Source organism: Amycolatopsis sp. NPDC047767 (assembly GCF_040704195.1).
GTDB lineage: Bacteria > Actinomycetota > Actinomycetes > Mycobacteriales > Pseudonocardiaceae > Amycolatopsis.
Genome location: NZ_JBEYSJ010000015.1, coordinates 161,002 through 178,854, shown reverse-complemented (window position 1 = coordinate 178,854; position 17,853 = coordinate 161,002). Strand labels below are relative to the sequence as shown.

At 73.6% G+C, this 17,853-nt stretch carries 7 protein-coding genes; 1 reads left to right on the top strand and 6 read right to left on the bottom strand.

Annotation, left to right across the window (positions count from 1 at the left end; genetic code table 11):
- Positions 1-84: 84 nt before the first annotated feature.
- The gene (locus AB0878_RS26480) at positions 85-1,323 is read left to right on the top strand and encodes a cytochrome P450 (RefSeq protein WP_366582931.1); all 1,239 of its coding nucleotides are present in this window, start codon (positions 85-87) and stop codon (positions 1,321-1,323) included.
- A gap of 59 nt (positions 1,324-1,382) precedes the next feature.
- Here AB0878_RS26480 and AB0878_RS26475 read toward each other — a convergent pair whose 3' ends face one another.
- The 6 genes from AB0878_RS26475 to solA are packed head-to-tail and all read right to left on the bottom strand — an operon-like array spanning position 1,383 to position 17,826.
- A complete protein-coding gene (locus tag AB0878_RS26475) occupies positions 1,383-2,159 on the bottom strand; it encodes an SDR family oxidoreductase (RefSeq protein WP_366582930.1) in 777 nt (258 codons plus the stop codon).
- 21 nt (positions 2,160-2,180) lie between these two features.
- Positions 2,181-3,473 carry a hypothetical protein gene (locus tag AB0878_RS26470; RefSeq protein WP_366582929.1) on the bottom strand — a complete coding sequence of 431 codons (1,293 nt, stop codon included), beginning with the start codon at positions 3,471-3,473 and terminating at the stop codon, positions 2,181-2,183.
- A gap of 33 nt (positions 3,474-3,506) precedes the next feature.
- Complete coding sequence (locus tag AB0878_RS26465) at positions 3,507-7,301, bottom strand: alpha/beta fold hydrolase (protein ID WP_366582928.1); 3,795 nt, start codon at positions 7,299-7,301, stop codon at positions 3,507-3,509.
- On the bottom strand, positions 7,291-16,284 hold the full coding sequence (locus AB0878_RS26460; protein WP_366582927.1) for an amino acid adenylation domain-containing protein: 8,994 nt from the start codon (positions 16,282-16,284) through the stop codon (positions 7,291-7,293). Before AB0878_RS26460 ends, AB0878_RS26465 begins: the two co-directional genes overlap by 11 nt.
- Before the next feature lie 57 nt (positions 16,285-16,341).
- Positions 16,342-16,605, bottom strand: a complete 264-nt coding sequence (locus tag AB0878_RS26455) for a phosphopantetheine-binding protein (protein ID WP_366582926.1) — start codon at positions 16,603-16,605, stop codon at positions 16,342-16,344.
- Between the two features lie 36 nt (positions 16,606-16,641).
- A complete protein-coding gene (solA, locus tag AB0878_RS26450; RefSeq protein WP_366582925.1) occupies positions 16,642-17,826 on the bottom strand; it encodes an N-methyl-L-tryptophan oxidase in 1,185 nt (394 codons plus the stop codon).
- Between the last annotated feature and the right edge of the window lie 27 nt (positions 17,827-17,853).

The window sequence follows — 17,853 nt, the reverse complement described above, 5'->3', positions numbered from 1 at the left end:
CGGGTTTTGGCACATTCCCTAGATCTGCGTGGTTAGCGTCGCCTTGCGGCACGGGGAAAGCCCGGGCGGAGAGGAGCATCTGCCATGACCGTCGACGAGGCCTCGGCGCGCGAGCTGCCGGTCTTCGAGATCTTCGACCAGGACTTCAAGACCGATCCGTTCCCCTGGTACCGCACGCTGCGCGAGGCGGCGCCGGCGCATCGCGTGCGGATGACGCTGGGTGCGAATGTGTGGCTCGTCACAGGGTACGAGCTGGCGAAGGCGGTGCTCGCCGACGAGCGGTTCTCCAAGGAGACCGTGCACGCCGAGGACTCGTGGCGGGAGCTGGCGCTGGTGCCGGAGGATCCGGACGCGCTGGTGAACCGGATGCTGCTGATGACCGACCCGCCCGACCACGAACGCCTGCGCCGCCTGGTTTCCCGCGCGTTCACCTCACGGTCGATGGTGGAGATGCGCCCGCGCATCATGGAGGTCGCCGACGAGCTGGTCGCGAACTTCGCCGGCCGCGGCAGCGCCGACCTCATCCGCGAGTTCGCCTTCCCGTTGCCCGCGCGGATCATCTGCGACCTGCTCGGCGTGCCCGACGACCACCGCGCCCGCTTCGAGGAGTATCTGCGGCTGCTGTGCCTGGCCGAGCCCGAGGACATGGAACGGATGCCCGCGGTGTTCGCGGACCTCACGGCCGAGCTGGCCGAACTCGTCGAGCGCAAGCGCGCCGAGCCCGACGGGCACCTGTTGTCCGCGCTCGTCGGGATCCGCGACGGCAGCGATCGCCTCTCCGACCGCGAACTGGTCTCCATGGCCTTTCAGCTCATGTACGGGGCGCAGGACACCACGGTCAACCTGATCGGCAACGGGTTGCTGGCCCTGCTGGAACATCCCGCCGCGATGGCGCAGCTGCGGGCGGACTCGGAGCTGGTTCCCCAGGCGGTGGAGGAGATCCTGCGTTTCGATCCGCCGGTGGAGACCGCCACTCCGCGTTACGCGCTGGAACCGATGGAGATCGGCGGGATGCGCGTGCGCAAGGGCGAGGTCGTGCTCGTGTCGCTCGCGAGCGCGCTGCGTGACCCCGCGCAGTTCGAGAACCCCGAAGTGTTCGACGTCCACCGCGAGGTGCGGGGTCAGCTGGCCTTCGGCCACGGCATCCACTACTGCCTGGGCGCCGTGATGGCCCGCGTGAAGGGCGAGGTCGCGCTGCGGGCCCTGCTGGGTGGTGTCGACGATCTGCGGCTCGACGAGGAGACCCCGCTGGTCCGCAACTTCGGCTTCATCATGCGGGGCCTGCGTTCGCTGCCGGTGCGCTTCACGCCGCGCCAGGGTTGAGCCGACGGTGGCCCGGCCCGTGGAGTTCCACAGGTCGGGCCACCGTCCTCAAAGGATGGTCACAGACCGAGGCTCACCCCGCCGGACGCTTCGAAGCGTTGCCCGGTGACCCAGCGGCCACCCGGGCTCGCCAGGTACGAGATCACGTCCGCCACCTCACCCGGCGTGCCGACGCGCTTGAGCGCGCTGGACGCGGCCATCGCCTTGCGGCCGGCCGGGTCCTTCATGGCGGGGTTGATGTCGGTGTCGGTGAAGCCCGGGGCGACCGAGTTGACGGTTATGCCACGCGGGCCCAGCTCGACGGCGAGGTCGACGGTGAACGTCTCCAGCGCCGCCTTCGTCATGGTGTACGCGGAGATCATCGGCATGGCCACCCGGGTCGCCGCGGTGGTGACGTTGACGATCCGGCCGCCGTCGCGCAGGCGGGACAGTGCACTTTGGACGAGGAAGAACGGCGCCTTCGCGTTGACGGCGAACAGCCGGTCCCAGTCGGCCTCCGTGAGCTCCCGCACGCCGTGGGGCACGGTGATGCCGGCGTTGTTGACCAGGATGTCCACCGGCGCCGGCCCCGCTGTGCCGAGCAGCGCCGCGACAGCCTCGTCGTAGCCGCGCCACAGCTCGTCGAGCGCGCTCAGCCGGCCGAACTCGGCCCGCAGCGGAAAGGCCCGGCCACCGGCGTCCTGGATCTGTTTCACGGTCAGCCGGGCGGCCTCGTCGTCCTGTCCGTAGTGGACAGCGACGACGACGCCGTCCGCGGCGAGCCGCGCGGCGACGGCGCGGCCGATGCCACGGCCGGCTCCGGTGACGAGGGCGAGGCGATCGGTCGGGTCTGGCACGGGAGTCCTCCGGGTTGTCGGTCAGGCGGGCTGGGTGGCGCGGGCTCCGGCGGCGACGACCTGCTCCAGCGCCGCCAGCGTCCGCGCCCGTACGCGCTCCATCTGGGCGGGCGCGAAGCACACGGGGGTGTAGGGCAGGTCGATGGCGAAGACGCCGTCGATCGCGGTGACGCACGCGAACAGCGGACCCATGCCGAACTGGGGGAAGTAGTCCTCGCGTCCGGGGATGATCATGGCGTCGTGCAGGCGCAGCCCCGGCGGGGACGGGGGACCGTCGATGCGGCCCATGTTCGACACGAACAGCGTGGTGTCCATCAGCTCCGGGTGCTCGCCGAGGTGGCCCAGCAACGCGGTCTCGACGGCCCAGCCGCCGTCGGCCGTCGCGTCGCGCAGGTGGCCGATCACCTGCCGGGCCAGGCGGCTGATGCCGTCCAGGTCGAGGTCCCCGGCCACGTCGAGCACGTCGGGGAAGGGTGAGACGTAGGACAGCATCACGTCGGCCGGCACCGGGGGTTCGACGCGCGAGCGCAGGTCGACCGAAGACAAGCACCCGAGCGCGCGGGTTTCGCCGCCGCCGAGCGCGTCGTGCGTGGCGAGCAGCAGGGCCGCGGCCACGACGCCGTGCACGGTCGTGTCCAGTGAGCGCGCGCCGGCTGCGAGGTCGGCGGTCTGCTCGGGCGACAGCGTCACGCGGGTGTTGTGCACGGGCTGCTGTCCCGGCGGGGGCGCGTCGGCGCCGGCCGCGTGGTAGGGCACCAGCGGGACCGGCCGGGTCCGCGCGCGCTCCAGGCGCTGTGTCAGCAACGCCTGCACGGTCTCCTCGGGGACTTCAGGCAGCTGTGACGAAACTGTGGCGGGCCACTCCTTCGCCGCGGGCGGCGCGGGCTGTCCGGCGAGGACGGCGGCGTAGTGCTGCCAGAGGGTGGTGAACAGGCTCAGCGCGCTCTTGGCGTCGGTCGCCACGTGGTCGACGCTCAGGCCGACGGTCGCGGCCGCACCGTCCACCGCGGCGAACAGCCGGGCGACCGGGGCGCCGACGGGCAGCGCCCACGAGGCCACGGCCGTGAGCACGTCGTCGTCGGATTGCAGCTCGACGACGACGGGCCGCTCGGCCAGGGATTCGAGCGCGTAGCCGTCGCCGTGCGGCACGATCCGGCTGGCCACCGTGGGGTGCTGGTCGAGGATCCGGGACCAGGCCGAATTCAGGACGGCCAGGTCGAGCACACCCTCGACGCCGACGGTGAGGACCGCGCGGCTGCGTTCCTCGACGTGCATCACCTCGAGCGGGCAGAGCAGGCGGACGGAGTCGAGCATCGGGGCTCCTCGGGTTCGGAGTGGACGGTCGGATTACCGGCCCGTGCGCCGGAGATGCGCTTCCAGTGCTTCAGCGATCCGGGCGATCGGCCCGGAGTCGGTCAACGCGTAGTGCGAGCAGGCCAGCGGCACCTCTTCGAAGACGCCGCCCGCGAACGGGCGCCAGGCCGCGGCCCGGTCGGCGGGACCGCCCGCCACCTCGGGCTCGTCGGCGCCGACCTCGGTGGCGCTGACGAACAGCACGTCGCCACGCAGCCGGTCCGGCACGAGCGCGGGGGCGATCCGTAGGTTGTTGCGCACGACCTTCGCCACGGCGATGGCCTCGTCCCGGGTGAGCGTGCCGGGCACCGCGTCGGGGTCCCGGTGCGACGAGTCGAGCAGGGCCAGCGACTCGTCGACCGTGGCCGGCGCGGGCACGTCGAGGCCGGCCAGGCGCAGCACGAGCGCGGCGGCCTGCGCTTCGACCGCTTGACCGTCCAGCGCGCCGACGTCGGGTTGAGGTGTGTCGAGCATGGCCAGCAGTGCGACCTCCTCGCCGGCGTCTTCCAGCGCCGTGGCCAGGCGGTGGGCAACCGCGCCGCCGAACGACCAGCCGAGCAGGTGGTACGGCCCGTGCGGCTGCAGCTCCCGGATCCGCTCCAGCGCGTCGCGCAGCACCTCGCCGGCGTCCGCCGCGGCGGCCCGGGTGCCGTCGAGGCCGAGGGCCTGCAGCCCGTAGACGGGCCGGCGCGGGTCGAGGTTCGGCAGCAGCCCCGCGTAGCGCCAGGCGACGCCGCTCACGGGGTGCACGCAGAACAGCGGCGGCAGGTCTCCGCCTTCGCGCATCGGCAGAACCGGCGCGAAGGCCTCCTGTCCGACGGCGCCGCCGCGCCCGGTGCGGTCGAGCAGCCCGGCGATCGTGGGCGTGGCGAGCAGGGCGGCGGCCGGCACGTCGAGGACACCGGCGTTGCGCATCCGGCCGCCGAGCAGCACCGCCCGCATCGAGTCGCCGCCGAGGTCGAAGAAGTTGTCGTCGAGCCCGATCCCGTCGACGCCGAGCACGGCCTCCCACTCGGCCGTCACCGCTCGTTCCAGGTCGGTGCCGGGCGGCACGTGGGGCACGGGCAGCGCCGGCCGTGGGGTGCGCCGCGACGCGGTGTCGCGGACGTTTTCGCGCGGTTCCGGGTTTGTGGTGCCGAGCGCGCGGACGGCGGGTGAGTCGATCCAGTGCCGGTCCCGGGCGAAGGCGTAGCCGGGGAGGTCGGGCAGCGCGGCGCGCGACACGGGTTCGTCCGGCACGGCACCGATGTCGACCGCGGCACCGGCGGACCACAGGCGGGCCAGGGCTTCCGTCCGCACGCGCGCGTCGGGTCCGGTGGCTCGCGCGTGACGCATGGTCGGCACGGTGGCGCGAGCCGGACGGCCGTCGCCGACGGCCGCGGCCAGCCGGGAGAGGACGTCACCCGGGCCGATCTCCACCAGCACCGGGTCGGTGCCGGCGCGCAGGGTCTCCACGCCGTCGGCGAAGCGGACTGTGCGGCGGGTGTGCGCGACCCAGTGCTCGACCGAGGTGGCTTGCTCGGCGGTGACCCAGGTGCCGGTTACGTTGGTGACGTAGGGAATCCGGGGCGGCCGCAGCGCGACGCCGCGGAAGGCCGCAGCCAGGTCGTCCAGCACCGGGTCCAGCACGGCGGAGTGCGCGGCGGCGGGCAGGCGCATGCGGCGGTGGGTGACGCCGTCGGCGACGAGCCGTTCGACGAGCGCGTCCACGGCGTCGGCGGGCCCGGCCACCGTGCACGAAGCCGGCGAGTTCACGGCGGTCAAGGAAAGCCGCTCGTCCAGCAGCGGTGCGGTGTCCTGTTCGGACAGTGCCACGCTTACCGTCGCCCCGCCCGCCGAGATCATCAGGCGGACGCGCGTGGCCAGCAGCGGCAGCATCTCTTCGAGGGTCATCACGCCGGACAGGCACGCGGCGACGTACTCGCCGAGGGAGTGCCCCAGCAGCGCACTCGGCCGGACCCCGCTCGCCATCAGGGAGGCCGCGAGGGCGTATTCGACGACGGCGAGCGCGAGGAACGACTCCACGCTGAACGGGTCGGCCTCGTCGTGCAGGGTCGTGCGGATGTCGTGGCCCAGCACCGGCTGCAGGATCGCGGCGCACCGGTCGACGGCTTCGCGGTACGCGCGATCCTCGCGGTACAGCTCGGCGCCCATGCCGACGTACTGCGTGCCGCCGCCGGGCAGCAGGAAGGCGACCTCCGGCGGTTCCTCGCCGACCGGCCGGGCGGTTTCCGGGACCACCGCGGCGGTGAGGGCCGTGGCGGCGTCCGCTGCGGTCCTCGCGGCGACAGCCCAGCGGTGGGCGCCCGAACGACGCGCACGCAGGGCGCGGGCCACCTCGGCCACGGACAGCTCGGGGTGCGTCTCGAAGTGCCGGCCGAGCCGCCGGAGCTGGCCTTCGAGCCCGTCACGGGTGCGCCCCGACACCGGCAGCACCGTCCACTCGTCCGACGGCGGCGCCGGGCGTTCCGCGCGTGGCGGCGCCTCCTCGAGAATGACGTGGGCGTTGGTCCCGCCGACGCCGAACGCGCTCACCGCGGCGCGCCGGGGGCCGTCGCTCTTCCACGGCTCCGGCTCGGTCGGGACGCGGAACGGTGTGCTCGCGAAGTCGATGAGCGGGTTGGGCGCGGCGTGGTGCAGCGTCGGCGGGATGGTCTCGTTTTCCAGCGCCAGCACGGTTTTCACGAGCCCGCCGATCCCGGCCGCGGCCCCGAGGTGGCCGATGTTGCTCTTCACCGAGCCGAGCGCGCAGTACTGGCTGCGGTCGGTGGTCTCGCGGAAGGCTTCGGTGAGGGCCGCGACCTCGATCGGGTCGCCGAGGCGCGTCGCGGTGCCGTGGGCCTCGACGTAGGTGACGGTGTCGGCTTCGATACCCGCCGCGACCTGCGCGGCCACGATGACCTCGGACTGCCCGGCCGGGCTCGGGGCGGAAAACCCGACCTTGCGGCGGCCGTCGTTGTTGATCGCCGAGCCGCGGAGGACGGCGCGGATCCGGTCGCCGTCGGCCAGCGCGTCGGCCAGCCGCCGCAGGACGAGCACGCCGGCGCCGTCGCCCGCTGCGGTCCCGGCCGCGTCCGCGGAGAACGGGCGGCAGAACCCGTCGGGGGAGTACGGGCCGTCGGGCACGTGGCGGTATCCGCGCAGCGCCTGCGGGTCGATCGAGACGGCGCCGACCACGGCGATGTCGCACGCGTAGGCGGCCAGGGCCTCGCCGGCGGTGTGCACCGCGACGAGTGCGGTCGAGCACGCGGTGTTCAGCGAGACGCTCGGGCCGGTCAGCGCCAGGTCGTAGGACAGGCGCGTGGCGAGCGTGCCGAGGGAGTTCGCCGTGGCCGCGTGCGCGAGGCCCACCGAGTTCGGCTCGCCGGCGAAGCGCGGGTGGACGTTGTCGGCGTAGTAGCGGCTGTCGCCGGCTCCCGCGTAGACGCCGACGACGTGGTCGCCGTGGCCGTCGGCGTACCCCGCGTCCTCCAGCGCGTGGTAGGCGGTCTCCAGCAGGACCCGTTGCTGGGGGTCGATCAGCTCGGCCTCGGCCGGGCCGTAGCCGAAGAACGCGGCGTCGAAACGGTCGTGATCGGGAAGGATCGCGGCCTTGCGCACGAGTTCCGGGTCGGCGAGATCGGCCGGGTCGCCGCCCGCGTCGAGGAACTCCTGTTCGCTGATGTCGCGGACGCCGTGGCGGCCCTCGCTCAGCAGCGCCCAGAACTCCTCCAGCGTGTCCGCGCCCGGGAAGCGCGCCGCCATCCCGATCACAGCCACCAGCTCGGCCGTCTCGTCCTCATTCGGCATGCGACGTCTTCCCCTTCCGGTTGCGATGGGAGCGCGCTTCGCGGCGGCGCAGGGCCTGTTCGCGGGCGCGGCCGAGCGGGCCGCCGGGCTTCGCGGTGCCGCGATCGCTGTCGGGCGCTGCGAAGTCGGAGCGGGTCACCAGGTGCGCGGCGAGGGCGCGGGCGCTGGGATGGGCGAACAGGTCGACCACCGTGAGCGCGCTGCCCAGCGCCTCGTTCAGCTCGGCCTGGGCCCGCACCAGCATCAGCGAGTGGCCGCCGAGGTCGAAGAAGTTGTCCGCGGCGCCGGCTTTGTCGCGGCCCAGCACCTTCCGCCAGACCGTGAGCACGGCTTCTTCCAACGCGTTTACGCGATCCCCGGTGTCAGCGTCCGAAGTGGACTCGCTGGTCGAGGTGCCCGCGGCCCGCAGGACCGCACCGTGCTCGGCGATGCCGCCGGATGCGTGGGTCGCCGCCGCGACGGCGGTCTCGTGCAGCACACCGAGGTCGGCACCGTCGTCCAGCTCGACGCGCGCGGCGAGCCGGTACCGCGCCCGGGCGGGACCGTCGACGAGGCGGCGGATCCCGTCGGCCCGGCGGTCGGCGCCGATGAGCACCGCCGGCTCGGCGAGGCCGCGGGCGAGGTCGAACGAGCGCAGTGCGGTCTCGACGTCCAGCGCCCGGTAGCCGCGCGTCTCGCCGAGGGCGGCCAGCTCGTCGCCCTCGCTCATGCCGGTGTCGCGCCAGGTGCTCCACGCGAGCGACTGGGCATCGAGGCCGCGGGCGCGCTGCTCGACGGCCAGTGCGTCGAGGAAGGCGCACGCCGCTGCGTAGGGCGCGCTGAACGCGGCGCCGAAGGTGCCGTTGACCGACGAGAACGACACGAACGACCGCACCGGGTGCCGCCGGGTGAGTCCGTCGAGGACGGTCGCGCCGTCGACCTTGGCCGCGATCGCCGCCCGCCAGGTCACGGGGTCGAGGTCGGTCGCGGGCCGCCGGTCGATCGTCCCGGCGAGGTGGAGGATGCCGGTGAGCGAAGCCGACCACGCTTCCGACGCGGCTTCCACCGCGCTTTCCACTGCCGTCGGATCAGTGACATCTGCAGCGGCGTAACGGACTTCGCCGAGCTTGCGCAGGGTCTCGATATCGGCGTCTGCCGTCCGCCCGATGAGGAGCAATCGGACGCCGGGTTCAGCCGTGAGCAGGTGTTCCGCCACGCGGGCACCGACTCCGCCGAGCCCACCGGTGACGAGGACGAAACCGTCCCGATAGGACGGAGCGGTCACCGACGAAGGCACCGGCACCGGGACCAACCGGCGGACCAGGCGTTCGCCGCCCTGCCGGCGGACCTCCGCGTCGGCCGGGGCGACGGCGAGCTCCTCGGCGATCAACTCAGCCGCGTCCACTCCGCCCGGGACGGCGATCGTGCCCGCGGTGAGACCGGGCCGCTCGTCGCGCAACGAGGGCAGGAGCCCGGTCAACAACGCATGTTCCGGGGAGCCGTCGGTCACCACCCGCAGGTCGACCTCGTAGTCCGACCGCGCCAGCACCCTGAACAGCGCCAGCACCGACGCCTCACCGCAGGCGTCCCACGGACCGAGGTGCACGATGCGCTCGGGCCGGCGCCCGTCGGCGGCGAGCCGGTCGACCAGCGCCCCGAGGTCGCCGGAGTCCGCGACGCGAGCCGTGTACCGCGCGGCATCCGTGCGCGAGTAGGCCGGGCCGGCGGAAACCGTCGTGGCGAGGCCGCCGTCAGCGCGTACGCGGGCGGAGATCAGCTCGGCGAGCCTCGTACCTCGAGCACCCGCGGTGACGATCAGCACCGACGCGCCGACGGACGTGCGTGGGCGGCGCACCGGTGTCCACTGAGGACGGAGGAACCAGTGCGGCACGGTCGCCGCCGTGCCGGCCAGCACCTCGGCGTCACGCACCGCCTGCGCGAACTCGCCGGCCTCGAACCGCTTGCGCAGCTGGGTCCGCTGGATCTTGCCGATCTCGGTCTTCGGAATCGCCGCCGCCTCGACGGGCAGCACGAACGCGGGTGCCACCCCGGCCTCTCGCGCCACCTTGCCGCGGATCGCCCGCAGCGCGGCCGCCGCGGCCTCACCCGTGTCGTGGCCGGGGGCGAGGTGCACGAACAGGGCGAGCTGGTCGGTGCCCGCCGCGGCGTCGGCGCGCACGGCGACCGCGGCGGTGAAGGAGCGCACCACCACGGGCAGCTCTTCCACACACGCCTCGATCTCGTGGCTGAAGTGGTTGACGCCGTTGACGATGATGACGTCCTTGACCCGACCGGTGATGTACAGCTCGCCCTCGCGCAGGAACGCGAGGTCCCCGGTGTCGAACCAGCCGTCGGCAGTGAACGAGTCGGCGTTGGCGCCCGGGTTGTCGTGGTAGCCCGAGGTCACCGACGTGCCGCGGACCTGCAGCCGCCCGACCTCGCCTTCGGGCCGCAGCCGCAGCTCGTCGTCGACCACGCGCATCGCGAAACCCGGGTACGGCCGCCCGCAGCTGACGAACGTCTCGTCACCGCCAGGCGGTGCTTCGGCGGCGAGGACGGTGTCGGTGACCACCGAGCACGTCTCCGACATGCCCCAGCCCGGGTGCAGCACGTCGGGCCGGAGCCCGAACGGCGCCAGCGCCCGCAGGAAGCGGCGGTTCGTCGCGCCGACCACGACCTCGCCGGCGTTCATGATCAGGTGCACGGGGGACAGGTCCCAGCCGCGCCCGGCCAGCCGGTCCGCCTGCTCCACGACGAGGCCGAACGCGAAGTTCGGCGCCCAGGTGACGCTCGCGCGCCAGCGGTCCGCCAGCTCCCACCAGCGCAGCGGGTCTTCGAGGATCCAGCCGGTGGGCGCGTGCACCTGGCGGGCGCCGAGGTAGACGTCGCGCAGGTGGAACATCACCACGCCGGTGACGTGGTCGAGCGGGATCCAGTTCAGCGAGACGTCGTGCTCGGTCAGGGAGTTGGTGACGGTCGCGGCGACGGCCCGGCTCAGCACGTTGCCGTGCGTCAGCCGCACGGCCTTGGGCAGCCCCGTGCTGCCGGAGGTGAGCAGCATGAGCAGCAGCTCGTCCGGGTCCGCGCGGTGCCAGTCCTCGGCGGGGTCGCCCGTGCGCAGGTCGTCGACGGTCGCGATGCGGGGATCCGGCCAGTCGCGCCGTTCGCCGAACGCGCGCAGCCCCTCGGCTTTCGCCGCCGACGTGACGATGATCGGCCGGCCCAGCATGCGCCAGATGCCGTCGAGCTTGTTCGACGCCGCGGAGTCGGTGGCGTAGGTGCCGGGCACGGTGAGCGGCACGACCGTGACGCCGGCGGCGATCGCGCCCCACAGCGCGGCCACGAAGTCCTCGGTGTCCTCGCACTGCAGCACGATCTTGTCGCCCGGGCGCAGGCCGAGCGCCCGCAGGCCGCCGAGGACGTGGTTGGCCTCTTCGATCACCGACGCGTAGGTGCGGCGGGTCTCCGAGCCGTCGGCACGCACGTGCACGATCTCGGCGTGCTCGCCGCGGGTGGCCGCCCGGCGCAGCGCGTCGCCCCAGCCGTCGACCTCCGCGGCGGGCAGCGCCGGGCCTTCCGACAGCGACAGCTTGTCGCTGGTGACGCTCGGCGCGGCGGGCGATTCCTCCACTGCGGCGCGGACCCGGGTCGCCAAGGGGAGAGCTTCGAGCTCTTCGGGAATCTCGTCGCGGGTGACGGTGGCGGCACGCACGCCGGGCACCGCCGCGAGGGCGGTGCGCCAGGCGTCGGCGGCGACCTCGTCGACGATCGGCAACCGGTTCAGGGCGGCGACGTCCAGGTGCCCGTCCGCGGTGCGTGGCAACGCGGTCACGGCCGTCACCCGCGTTTGGTCACCGAGCAGCCGGCGTACATCGTCGTCCGCGCCGGGGCGGGCTGGAACGACCCAGACGCCGACTTCGGTCACGGCCACGTCCGCGACGGCGGACAACGCGCGCAGGCGGGCTTCGAGATCCGTGCCGGGCGCTTCGGGCTCTGGCGTCCGGGCTGCGAGCAGGTCTTCCGGGACCAGACTGTCGATGCGGGCGCCCGGCTCGGCGGCGGCCCGCGCCAGGACGGCGACCAGCCCTTCGGCCAGCAGCCGCGCCGTGCCGGGGTCGAAGAGGTCACAGGCGAACTCGACGTGACAGGTCAGGCCGGCGGGTTCGTCGGCCTCGTCGGTGTGCTCGGTGACGTCGAAGAACAGGTCGAACTTCGCGGTGCCGGTCGCGCTGGGGCGCAGTGGCACCGGCGGCCCGCCGAGCGACACGGTGGCCGCCGCGTTGTTCTGCAGCGCGAGCATCACCGTGAACAGCGGGTGGCGGCCCGGCACGCGCGGCGGGTTGAGCAGCTCCACCACCTGTTCGAACGGCAGATCCTCGTGCGCCCACGCCGCCCGGTCACTCGCCTGGAGGCGGGCCAGCAACTCGGCGACGGCCGGGCACCCCGAGGTGTCGGTGCGCAGGACGACGGTGTTGGTCACCAGGCCCACCACCTCGTCGAGAGCCGGGTCGTGCCGCCCGGCGACCGGGGTGCCGATCGCGAGGTCCTCGCCGGCGCCGAGGCCGGTGAGCAACGCGGCGAGCCCCGCGTGCAGCACCGTGAACAGGCTGACGTCGTGGGCCCGCGCCAGCTGCCGCAACGCTTCGTGCGCCGCCGCGTCCACGGTGAGGTCCACGGCGCCGCCGCGGCCGGTCGGGCGAGCCGGGCGGGGCCGGTTGACGGGCAGCGCGGGTTCGTCGGGCAGCCCGGCCAGTGTGGCGCGCCAGAACTCCTCGTCGCGCGCCGCCGCGCCGCCGCCCGCCGGGTCGAGGCGATCTTGCTGCCACAGCACGAAATCGGCGTACTGGACCGGCAACGGGGGCAGCTCCGGCCCGCGGCCCGCGGCGCGTGCGGCGTAGGCCGTGGTGAGGTCCTGCGCCAGCGGCCGCAGCGACCAGCCGTCGGCGACGATGTGGTGCAGCAGCAGGACCAGGGTGCGCGCACCGCCGGCCGGTCCGTACAGGCCGGCGCGGAACCCCGGCTCCTGCGTGAGGTCGAGGTGCTGGCGTGAGGCCGCGGCGACGTGCGCGCTGATCTCTTCGGCGGGGCAGTCGACGACCTGCAACGCGACGGGCCCGCGCTCGCGGATCTCCTGGTAGGGCACGCCGGAGTCGGCCGGGAACACCGTGCGCAGGCTCTCGTGGCGGGCGGCGACGTCGCCGAGCGCGGCTCGGAGCGCGTCCACGTCCACCTGCTTCGTGAGCGGCAGGACGAGCGGGATGTGGTAGGTCGCGCCACCGTCGAGCTGGTTCAGGAACCACAGGCCGCGCTGGGCCGGCGACAGCGGCGGCCGCGCCGGGCGGGCGACCGGGCGCAGCGGCGCGCGCGTGGGCGGGGCGGTGTCCAGGCGGGTGGCGAGACCGGCGGCGGTCCGGGTGTCGAACACGTCCGCGACGCCGATCTCCACGCCGAACTGCGCACGGATCTCGGTTGCGGCGCGGGCGGCGGTGAGCGAGTGGCCGCCGGCGGCGAAGAAGTCGTCGTCCGGCCCGAGCCGTTCGGCCCCGAGCACCTTGGCGAGGATCTCGGTGAGCGCGCGTTCCCGTGGGTTCCCGGGTTCGCGTACAGCGGCCGCGGACGTCCGGCGGGCCGCCTCGGCCCGCAGCGCGGCCAGGTCGACCTTTCCGTTGACCGTCAACGGAATCTGCGGCACGACGTGGAACAGCGAGGGCACCAGGTACGCCGGGAGTTTCGCGGCGAGCAGCGCGCGCAGCTCGTCGGCGGACACCTGCTGCCGGCTCTGCACCACCGCGACGAGCTGCTGGTCCTCGGCGAACACCACCGACTCCGCGACGGCCGGGTGCTCGGCCAGGCACGCCTGCACCTCACCGGGCTCGACGCGGTAGCCGCGCAGCTGGATCTGGGCGTCGGCGCGGCCGAGGTAGCGCAGCGAGCCGTCCTCGGTGTACGCGGCGAGGTCGCCGCTGCGGAACAGCGTCCCGTCGCCGAACGGCGAGGGCACGAACCGCTCGGCCGTCAGCTCCGGGCGGCCCAGGTAACCACCGGCCACGCCCGCGCCGCCGACGTGGATCTCGCCGACCGCGCCCACCGGCAGCAGCCGGCGGCCGGTGTGGCGGTCGAGCAGGAACAGTTTCGTCGTCGGGATCGGGCCACCGATCACGCTCGCGCCGGACGAGAGATCCTCGGCGGTGACCGGGTGGATGCTGGCGTGCACGGTGGTTTCGGTGATGCCGTACATGTTCACCAGCCGCACGCGCGGGTGCGCTTCGGCGAACCCGGCCAGCAGCCGCGGCTGCAGCGCTTCGCCGCCGAAGATCACACAGCGCAGGTCCGGCAGCTCGGCACCGATCCGCACGAGGCGCGTGAAGGCGCTCGGCGTCTGGTTCAGCACGGTCACCCGCTCGCGGCGCAGCAGGTCGAGGAACAGCTGGGGGTCGCGGGTCTGCTCGGGCGACACCATCACCACGCGGCCGCCGTGCACCAGGCCGCAGAACAGCTCCCACACCGAGAAGTCGAACGCGTAGGAGTGGAACATCGTCCACACGTCCGCGGGCCCGAAGTCGAACGGGAACGCGTCGTTGTCCACGAGCCGCGCCAGGTTGCGGTGGGTGAGGACGACGCCCTTGGGCGTGCCGGTGGTGCCGGAGGTGTAGATGCAGTACGCGGGGGAGTCGAGCGGAACCTCGGGCAGCACCACGTCGGTGGTCGGCTGCGCCAGGAGGTCACGCAGGGCGAGCAGCTGCCCGTCGAAACGCTCGGCGCCGTCGGACACCGCGATCCGCACCTGCGAGTCGGCGAGGATGAATTCCTTGCGCGCCACCGGGATCGCCGGGTCGATCGGCAGGTACGCGGCGCCGGCCAGCAGGGTGCCGAGCATCGCGCGGACCTGGTCGGCGCCCCGGTCGACGAGCAGCGCGACGAGCTCACCGCGCCGCACGCCGTGGGCGAGCAGGCCGCGTGCGATGGTCTCGGCGTCGGCCAGCAGCTCGGCGTAGGTGAGGGCGGTCTCGCCGTCGGTGACGGCGATGGCGTCCGGTCGCGCGCGGCGGATCAGTTCGTGGACCGGGGTTTCCGCATAGGAGGCGTCGCCGGGGTTCCAGGTGACGAGCTGCGTGTGCCGCTCGGCCTCGGTCAGCGGGTCGGGGGCGCTGACGGGCTGCTCGGGCCGCTCGGCGAGCTGGGTGAGGATCGTTTCGAAGTGCGTGGCCATGGTGGCCATGCGCTCTTCGGTGAAGCGCAGTCCGTTGTAGACCAGCCGATCCTGCTCCAGGCGCAGGTCCCGCTCGAACAACGCGGTGTCCTCGCCGACGCGCCGGGCCAGCTCGTCGAGCGGAGCACGGCTGTGCTCGCGGGCGTGGGCGGTGTCGGCCGCCGTCGCCGCGACGAGGTCCGTGAAGCTCAGCCGCGCCTCGGGTCGAAGCCGGATGGGCAGAATCTTGCCGTCCACAGAGGACACACCGAGCGTCAGGTCCTCCTGGCCGGTGTACCACAGCAGCAGCGCGGCGAACGCGGCCAGTGCCACGTCGTCGCGCTCGGCGCCCAGCCGTTCGGCCGCCTGGTCCAGTGCTGCGGGGAACCGCACCGGAACAGACTGCTCCTGGTACTCGTCGGTGGTGTTTCCGCCCAGCCGCAACGGTTCGGCCGGCGGCCGGAGCACCGCCGCCCGGGCGGCGAGGTCGCGTTCGCGGAGCCCGGTGGCGAGGTCGTCGTAGACCGGCCCGACGGGATCCAGCTCGCCGACCGTCGTGGTGGGTTCGGCCGACGCGAGCGTGGCCAGCAGGCGGGCGAAGCCGCGCCCGTGGGCCCGGGCCGTCGGCTCGTCGTAGCGCAGGGCGTTGGCCTCGACCTCCAGCCCGGTGAGCGCCCCGTCCTCGGCCAGACCGGCGACGAACGCGATGTCGTCGACGGGGCCCGGCGAGAGGTCCACGACCGGACTGGTCCCGCCGGGCAGCCGGAGCACGGTGCGGTAGCTCTTGATGTTGACCTGCGTGGTCGTGAGCTCCGACTCCGCGGTCACGAGCCCGAGGTCGCGGCGGATGTCCTCGATGCGGTAGCGGCCGTGCCGGCGCAGGTCCCGCATCGCCTCGCGCAACCGGGCCACGAGCTCGCCGACGGAGTCGCCGGCTGCCACCCGGAGCCGCAACGGCAGCACGTTGACGGTGGTCGAGGGCAGCCGTGCGGCCGTGCCGGTCCGCAGGGCCAGCGGGAGTGCGAGGACCACGTCGGTGACCCCGGTCAGCCGGTGCTGGTACGCCGCCGCGCCCGCGATCACGAGGTCCGCGGTCGTGGCCTGCAGTTGTTCGGCGAGCGAGGTGAGCGACGGCAGCTCGTCGACCGTCGCTTTGAGCGGCGCACCGCGCGCGGGCTCGGGCCGCGTGCCGGACAGGCTTACCGGCGCCGGGATCCCGGCCAGGGCTTCGAGCCAGTAGGCGCGGTCGGCCGCGGGCCGCTCGGAGTCGAGGTAGCGGTCCTGTTCGTCGAGGTACGCGCCCAGCTCGCCGAACCTGTGCTCGCCGGGTGTGGTGTCCGTGCGCAGGGCCTCGTAGATCTCCTCGATCCGGCGCAGTACCAAGGAAAACCCGTAGCCGTCGAGCAGCACGTGGTGGCAGCGGTGGAACCACACGGCACCGCCCGGCCAGGTGAACAGCACCTCCCGCACCAGCTCAGCGTTCGTGGGCCGGGCGAGATCGGCGCGCATCCGGTTCAACGCAACCGTTTCCGGATCCGGCTGCGTGGCGAGGTCGACGACCTCCACCCGCGGCGCCACCCCGGTCCGGCGCTGGACGGGGACCTCACCCTCGGCGGTCACGGTGACCGCGAGCCCCCACACCTCGCCCAGGGCCTGCTCGACCGCGCGGGCGAACCGCTCCGGCGCGGTGCCCGCGGGCAGCCGCACGTACTGCCCGGTGGTGAAGACGGGGTTGGTGGTGTCGCGCTGCTGCGCGAACCAGATCCCGGCTTGCGGTGCGGTGAGCGGACACGACTCGGCAGCACGGTCGGGCATGGGCTTACCTTCCACGTTTCGTCGGGATGCGGGGACCCAGCGGGTGGCGGCCGTGCGTCAGCTCGCGGTCGTGACCCCGGACTCCCGCACGATCTCCCACCACTGCTCGGGGGTGGGCCGTTCCAGGAAGTCGACCAGCGAGGCGCGGACGCCCGCGGCGCGCCACGACCCGACGAGCCGGTTGAGCGTCACGGAGTCGAGGCCGAGCTCGAAGAGGTTGTCGTCTGGGAGGAGTTCCTCGTCCTCCAGGCCGGCCGCCCAGGTGAGGGCGGCCAGGAGTTCGTCGAACGTCTCGGGGACGCGAGCGGGATCGGGACTCATGGCTCCACGCTAGTTTCGAAGACCTTGGGGATTTCCTCAGAATTGCGCGGCCGTTGCTTCGGCTGCGACGAGGCGACCGGGCGCGGCGAACGGCAGTGGCGTGCGATCGGCGGCGCCGAGCACGACGTCCGCCAGCAGGTCGCCGATTCCGGCCGCGTGCTTGAACCCGTAGCCGTTGCAGCCGCCCGCGAGCACGATCCGCGGGTCCTCCGGCGCGGCGCCGAGCACGAACTGGCCGTCGGCGGTCGTCGTGATCCCGCAGTTGAGGACCTTCGACGGGAAGCGCTCCACACCGGGGACGGCGGTCGGCAGCACCTCGCCGAGCCGGTCCCACACCGCGCTCGTGAGGGCGAGGTCGCCGTTCACCGGGTCGTACGGCGCCGGCTCGGGCCCCGGTTCGAGGCCCAGTTTGACGTGGCGGGGATCGCCGTCACCCTGGCCCCACAGCACGGTGTCCGCGTCGATCTCGCGCATGAAGACGGGGAAGCGCTCGCGGCTGAACAGCGCCGGGTCGCCGCGCGGCGCGAACCACGTCATCGGCAGGTGGACCGAGCGCAACCCCAGATCCGGCGCGAACCCGGGCAGCCAGCACCCGGGCGTGAGCACGACCTGGTCGGCCACGAGATCACGCAACGCGGTGCGCACCCGCACGCCGCCCGGTTCGGGTTCGACGCCGAGCACCCGCGTTCCGCTCACCACCGTCGCGCCGTGGTGCTCCGCTTGCGCGATCGCGGCCCGCACGGACTCCTCGGCCCGCAGCACTCCCGCAGACGGCTCCCACACGCCCACGTGCCCGTCGGGAATCCCGGCGTGGCCTGGAAAACGGCGCATGAGCTCGCCGGGCACGAGCACCTCGACCTCGACGCCGTGGGCCTGCGCCGACGCGAGGGTCGCCCCCGCCTGGCGTCCGTCGCGCGGGCCGATCAGCAGCCCGCCGGTGTCCTCGACCAGCCGGGTGCCCGTCGCGCGTTCGAGCTCCCGCCACAGCTCGAGCGAGCGGCGGGCCGTCGGCACCAGCGCCTCGTTCTCCAGGCAGGTCTCGCGGAACATCCGCGCCCCGCCGTGGGACGAGCCGCGCGCGTGGGCAATGTCGAACTGCTCGACCCCCACGGCCCGCACGCCGCGGGCGGCGAGCCGCCACAGCGTCATGGCGCCCCAGATCCCGAGGCCGACCACCACCACCTCGGGGCGGCCGAGGTCGGGCGAGCGATTGTCGGGCATGTCCGGTACCTCCTGCTCGGGGAAGCG

Coding starts and splice junctions, on each gene's coding strand:
- AB0878_RS26460 (WP_366582927.1), bottom strand. CDS start 16,284: ATGCCCGACCGTGCTGCCGAGTCGTGTCCGCTCACCGCACCGCAAGCC.
- AB0878_RS26470 (WP_366582929.1), bottom strand. CDS start 3,473: ATGCTCGACTCCGTCCGCCTGCTCTGCCCGCTCGAGGTGATGCACGTC.
- AB0878_RS26455 (WP_366582926.1), bottom strand. CDS start 16,605: ATGAGTCCCGATCCCGCTCGCGTCCCCGAGACGTTCGACGAACTCCTG.
- solA (WP_366582925.1), bottom strand. CDS start 17,826: ATGCCCGACAATCGCTCGCCCGACCTCGGCCGCCCCGAGGTGGTGGTG.
- AB0878_RS26465 (WP_366582928.1), bottom strand. CDS start 7,301: ATGCCGAATGAGGACGAGACGGCCGAGCTGGTGGCTGTGATCGGGATG.
- AB0878_RS26480 (WP_366582931.1), top strand. CDS start 85: ATGACCGTCGACGAGGCCTCGGCGCGCGAGCTGCCGGTCTTCGAGATC.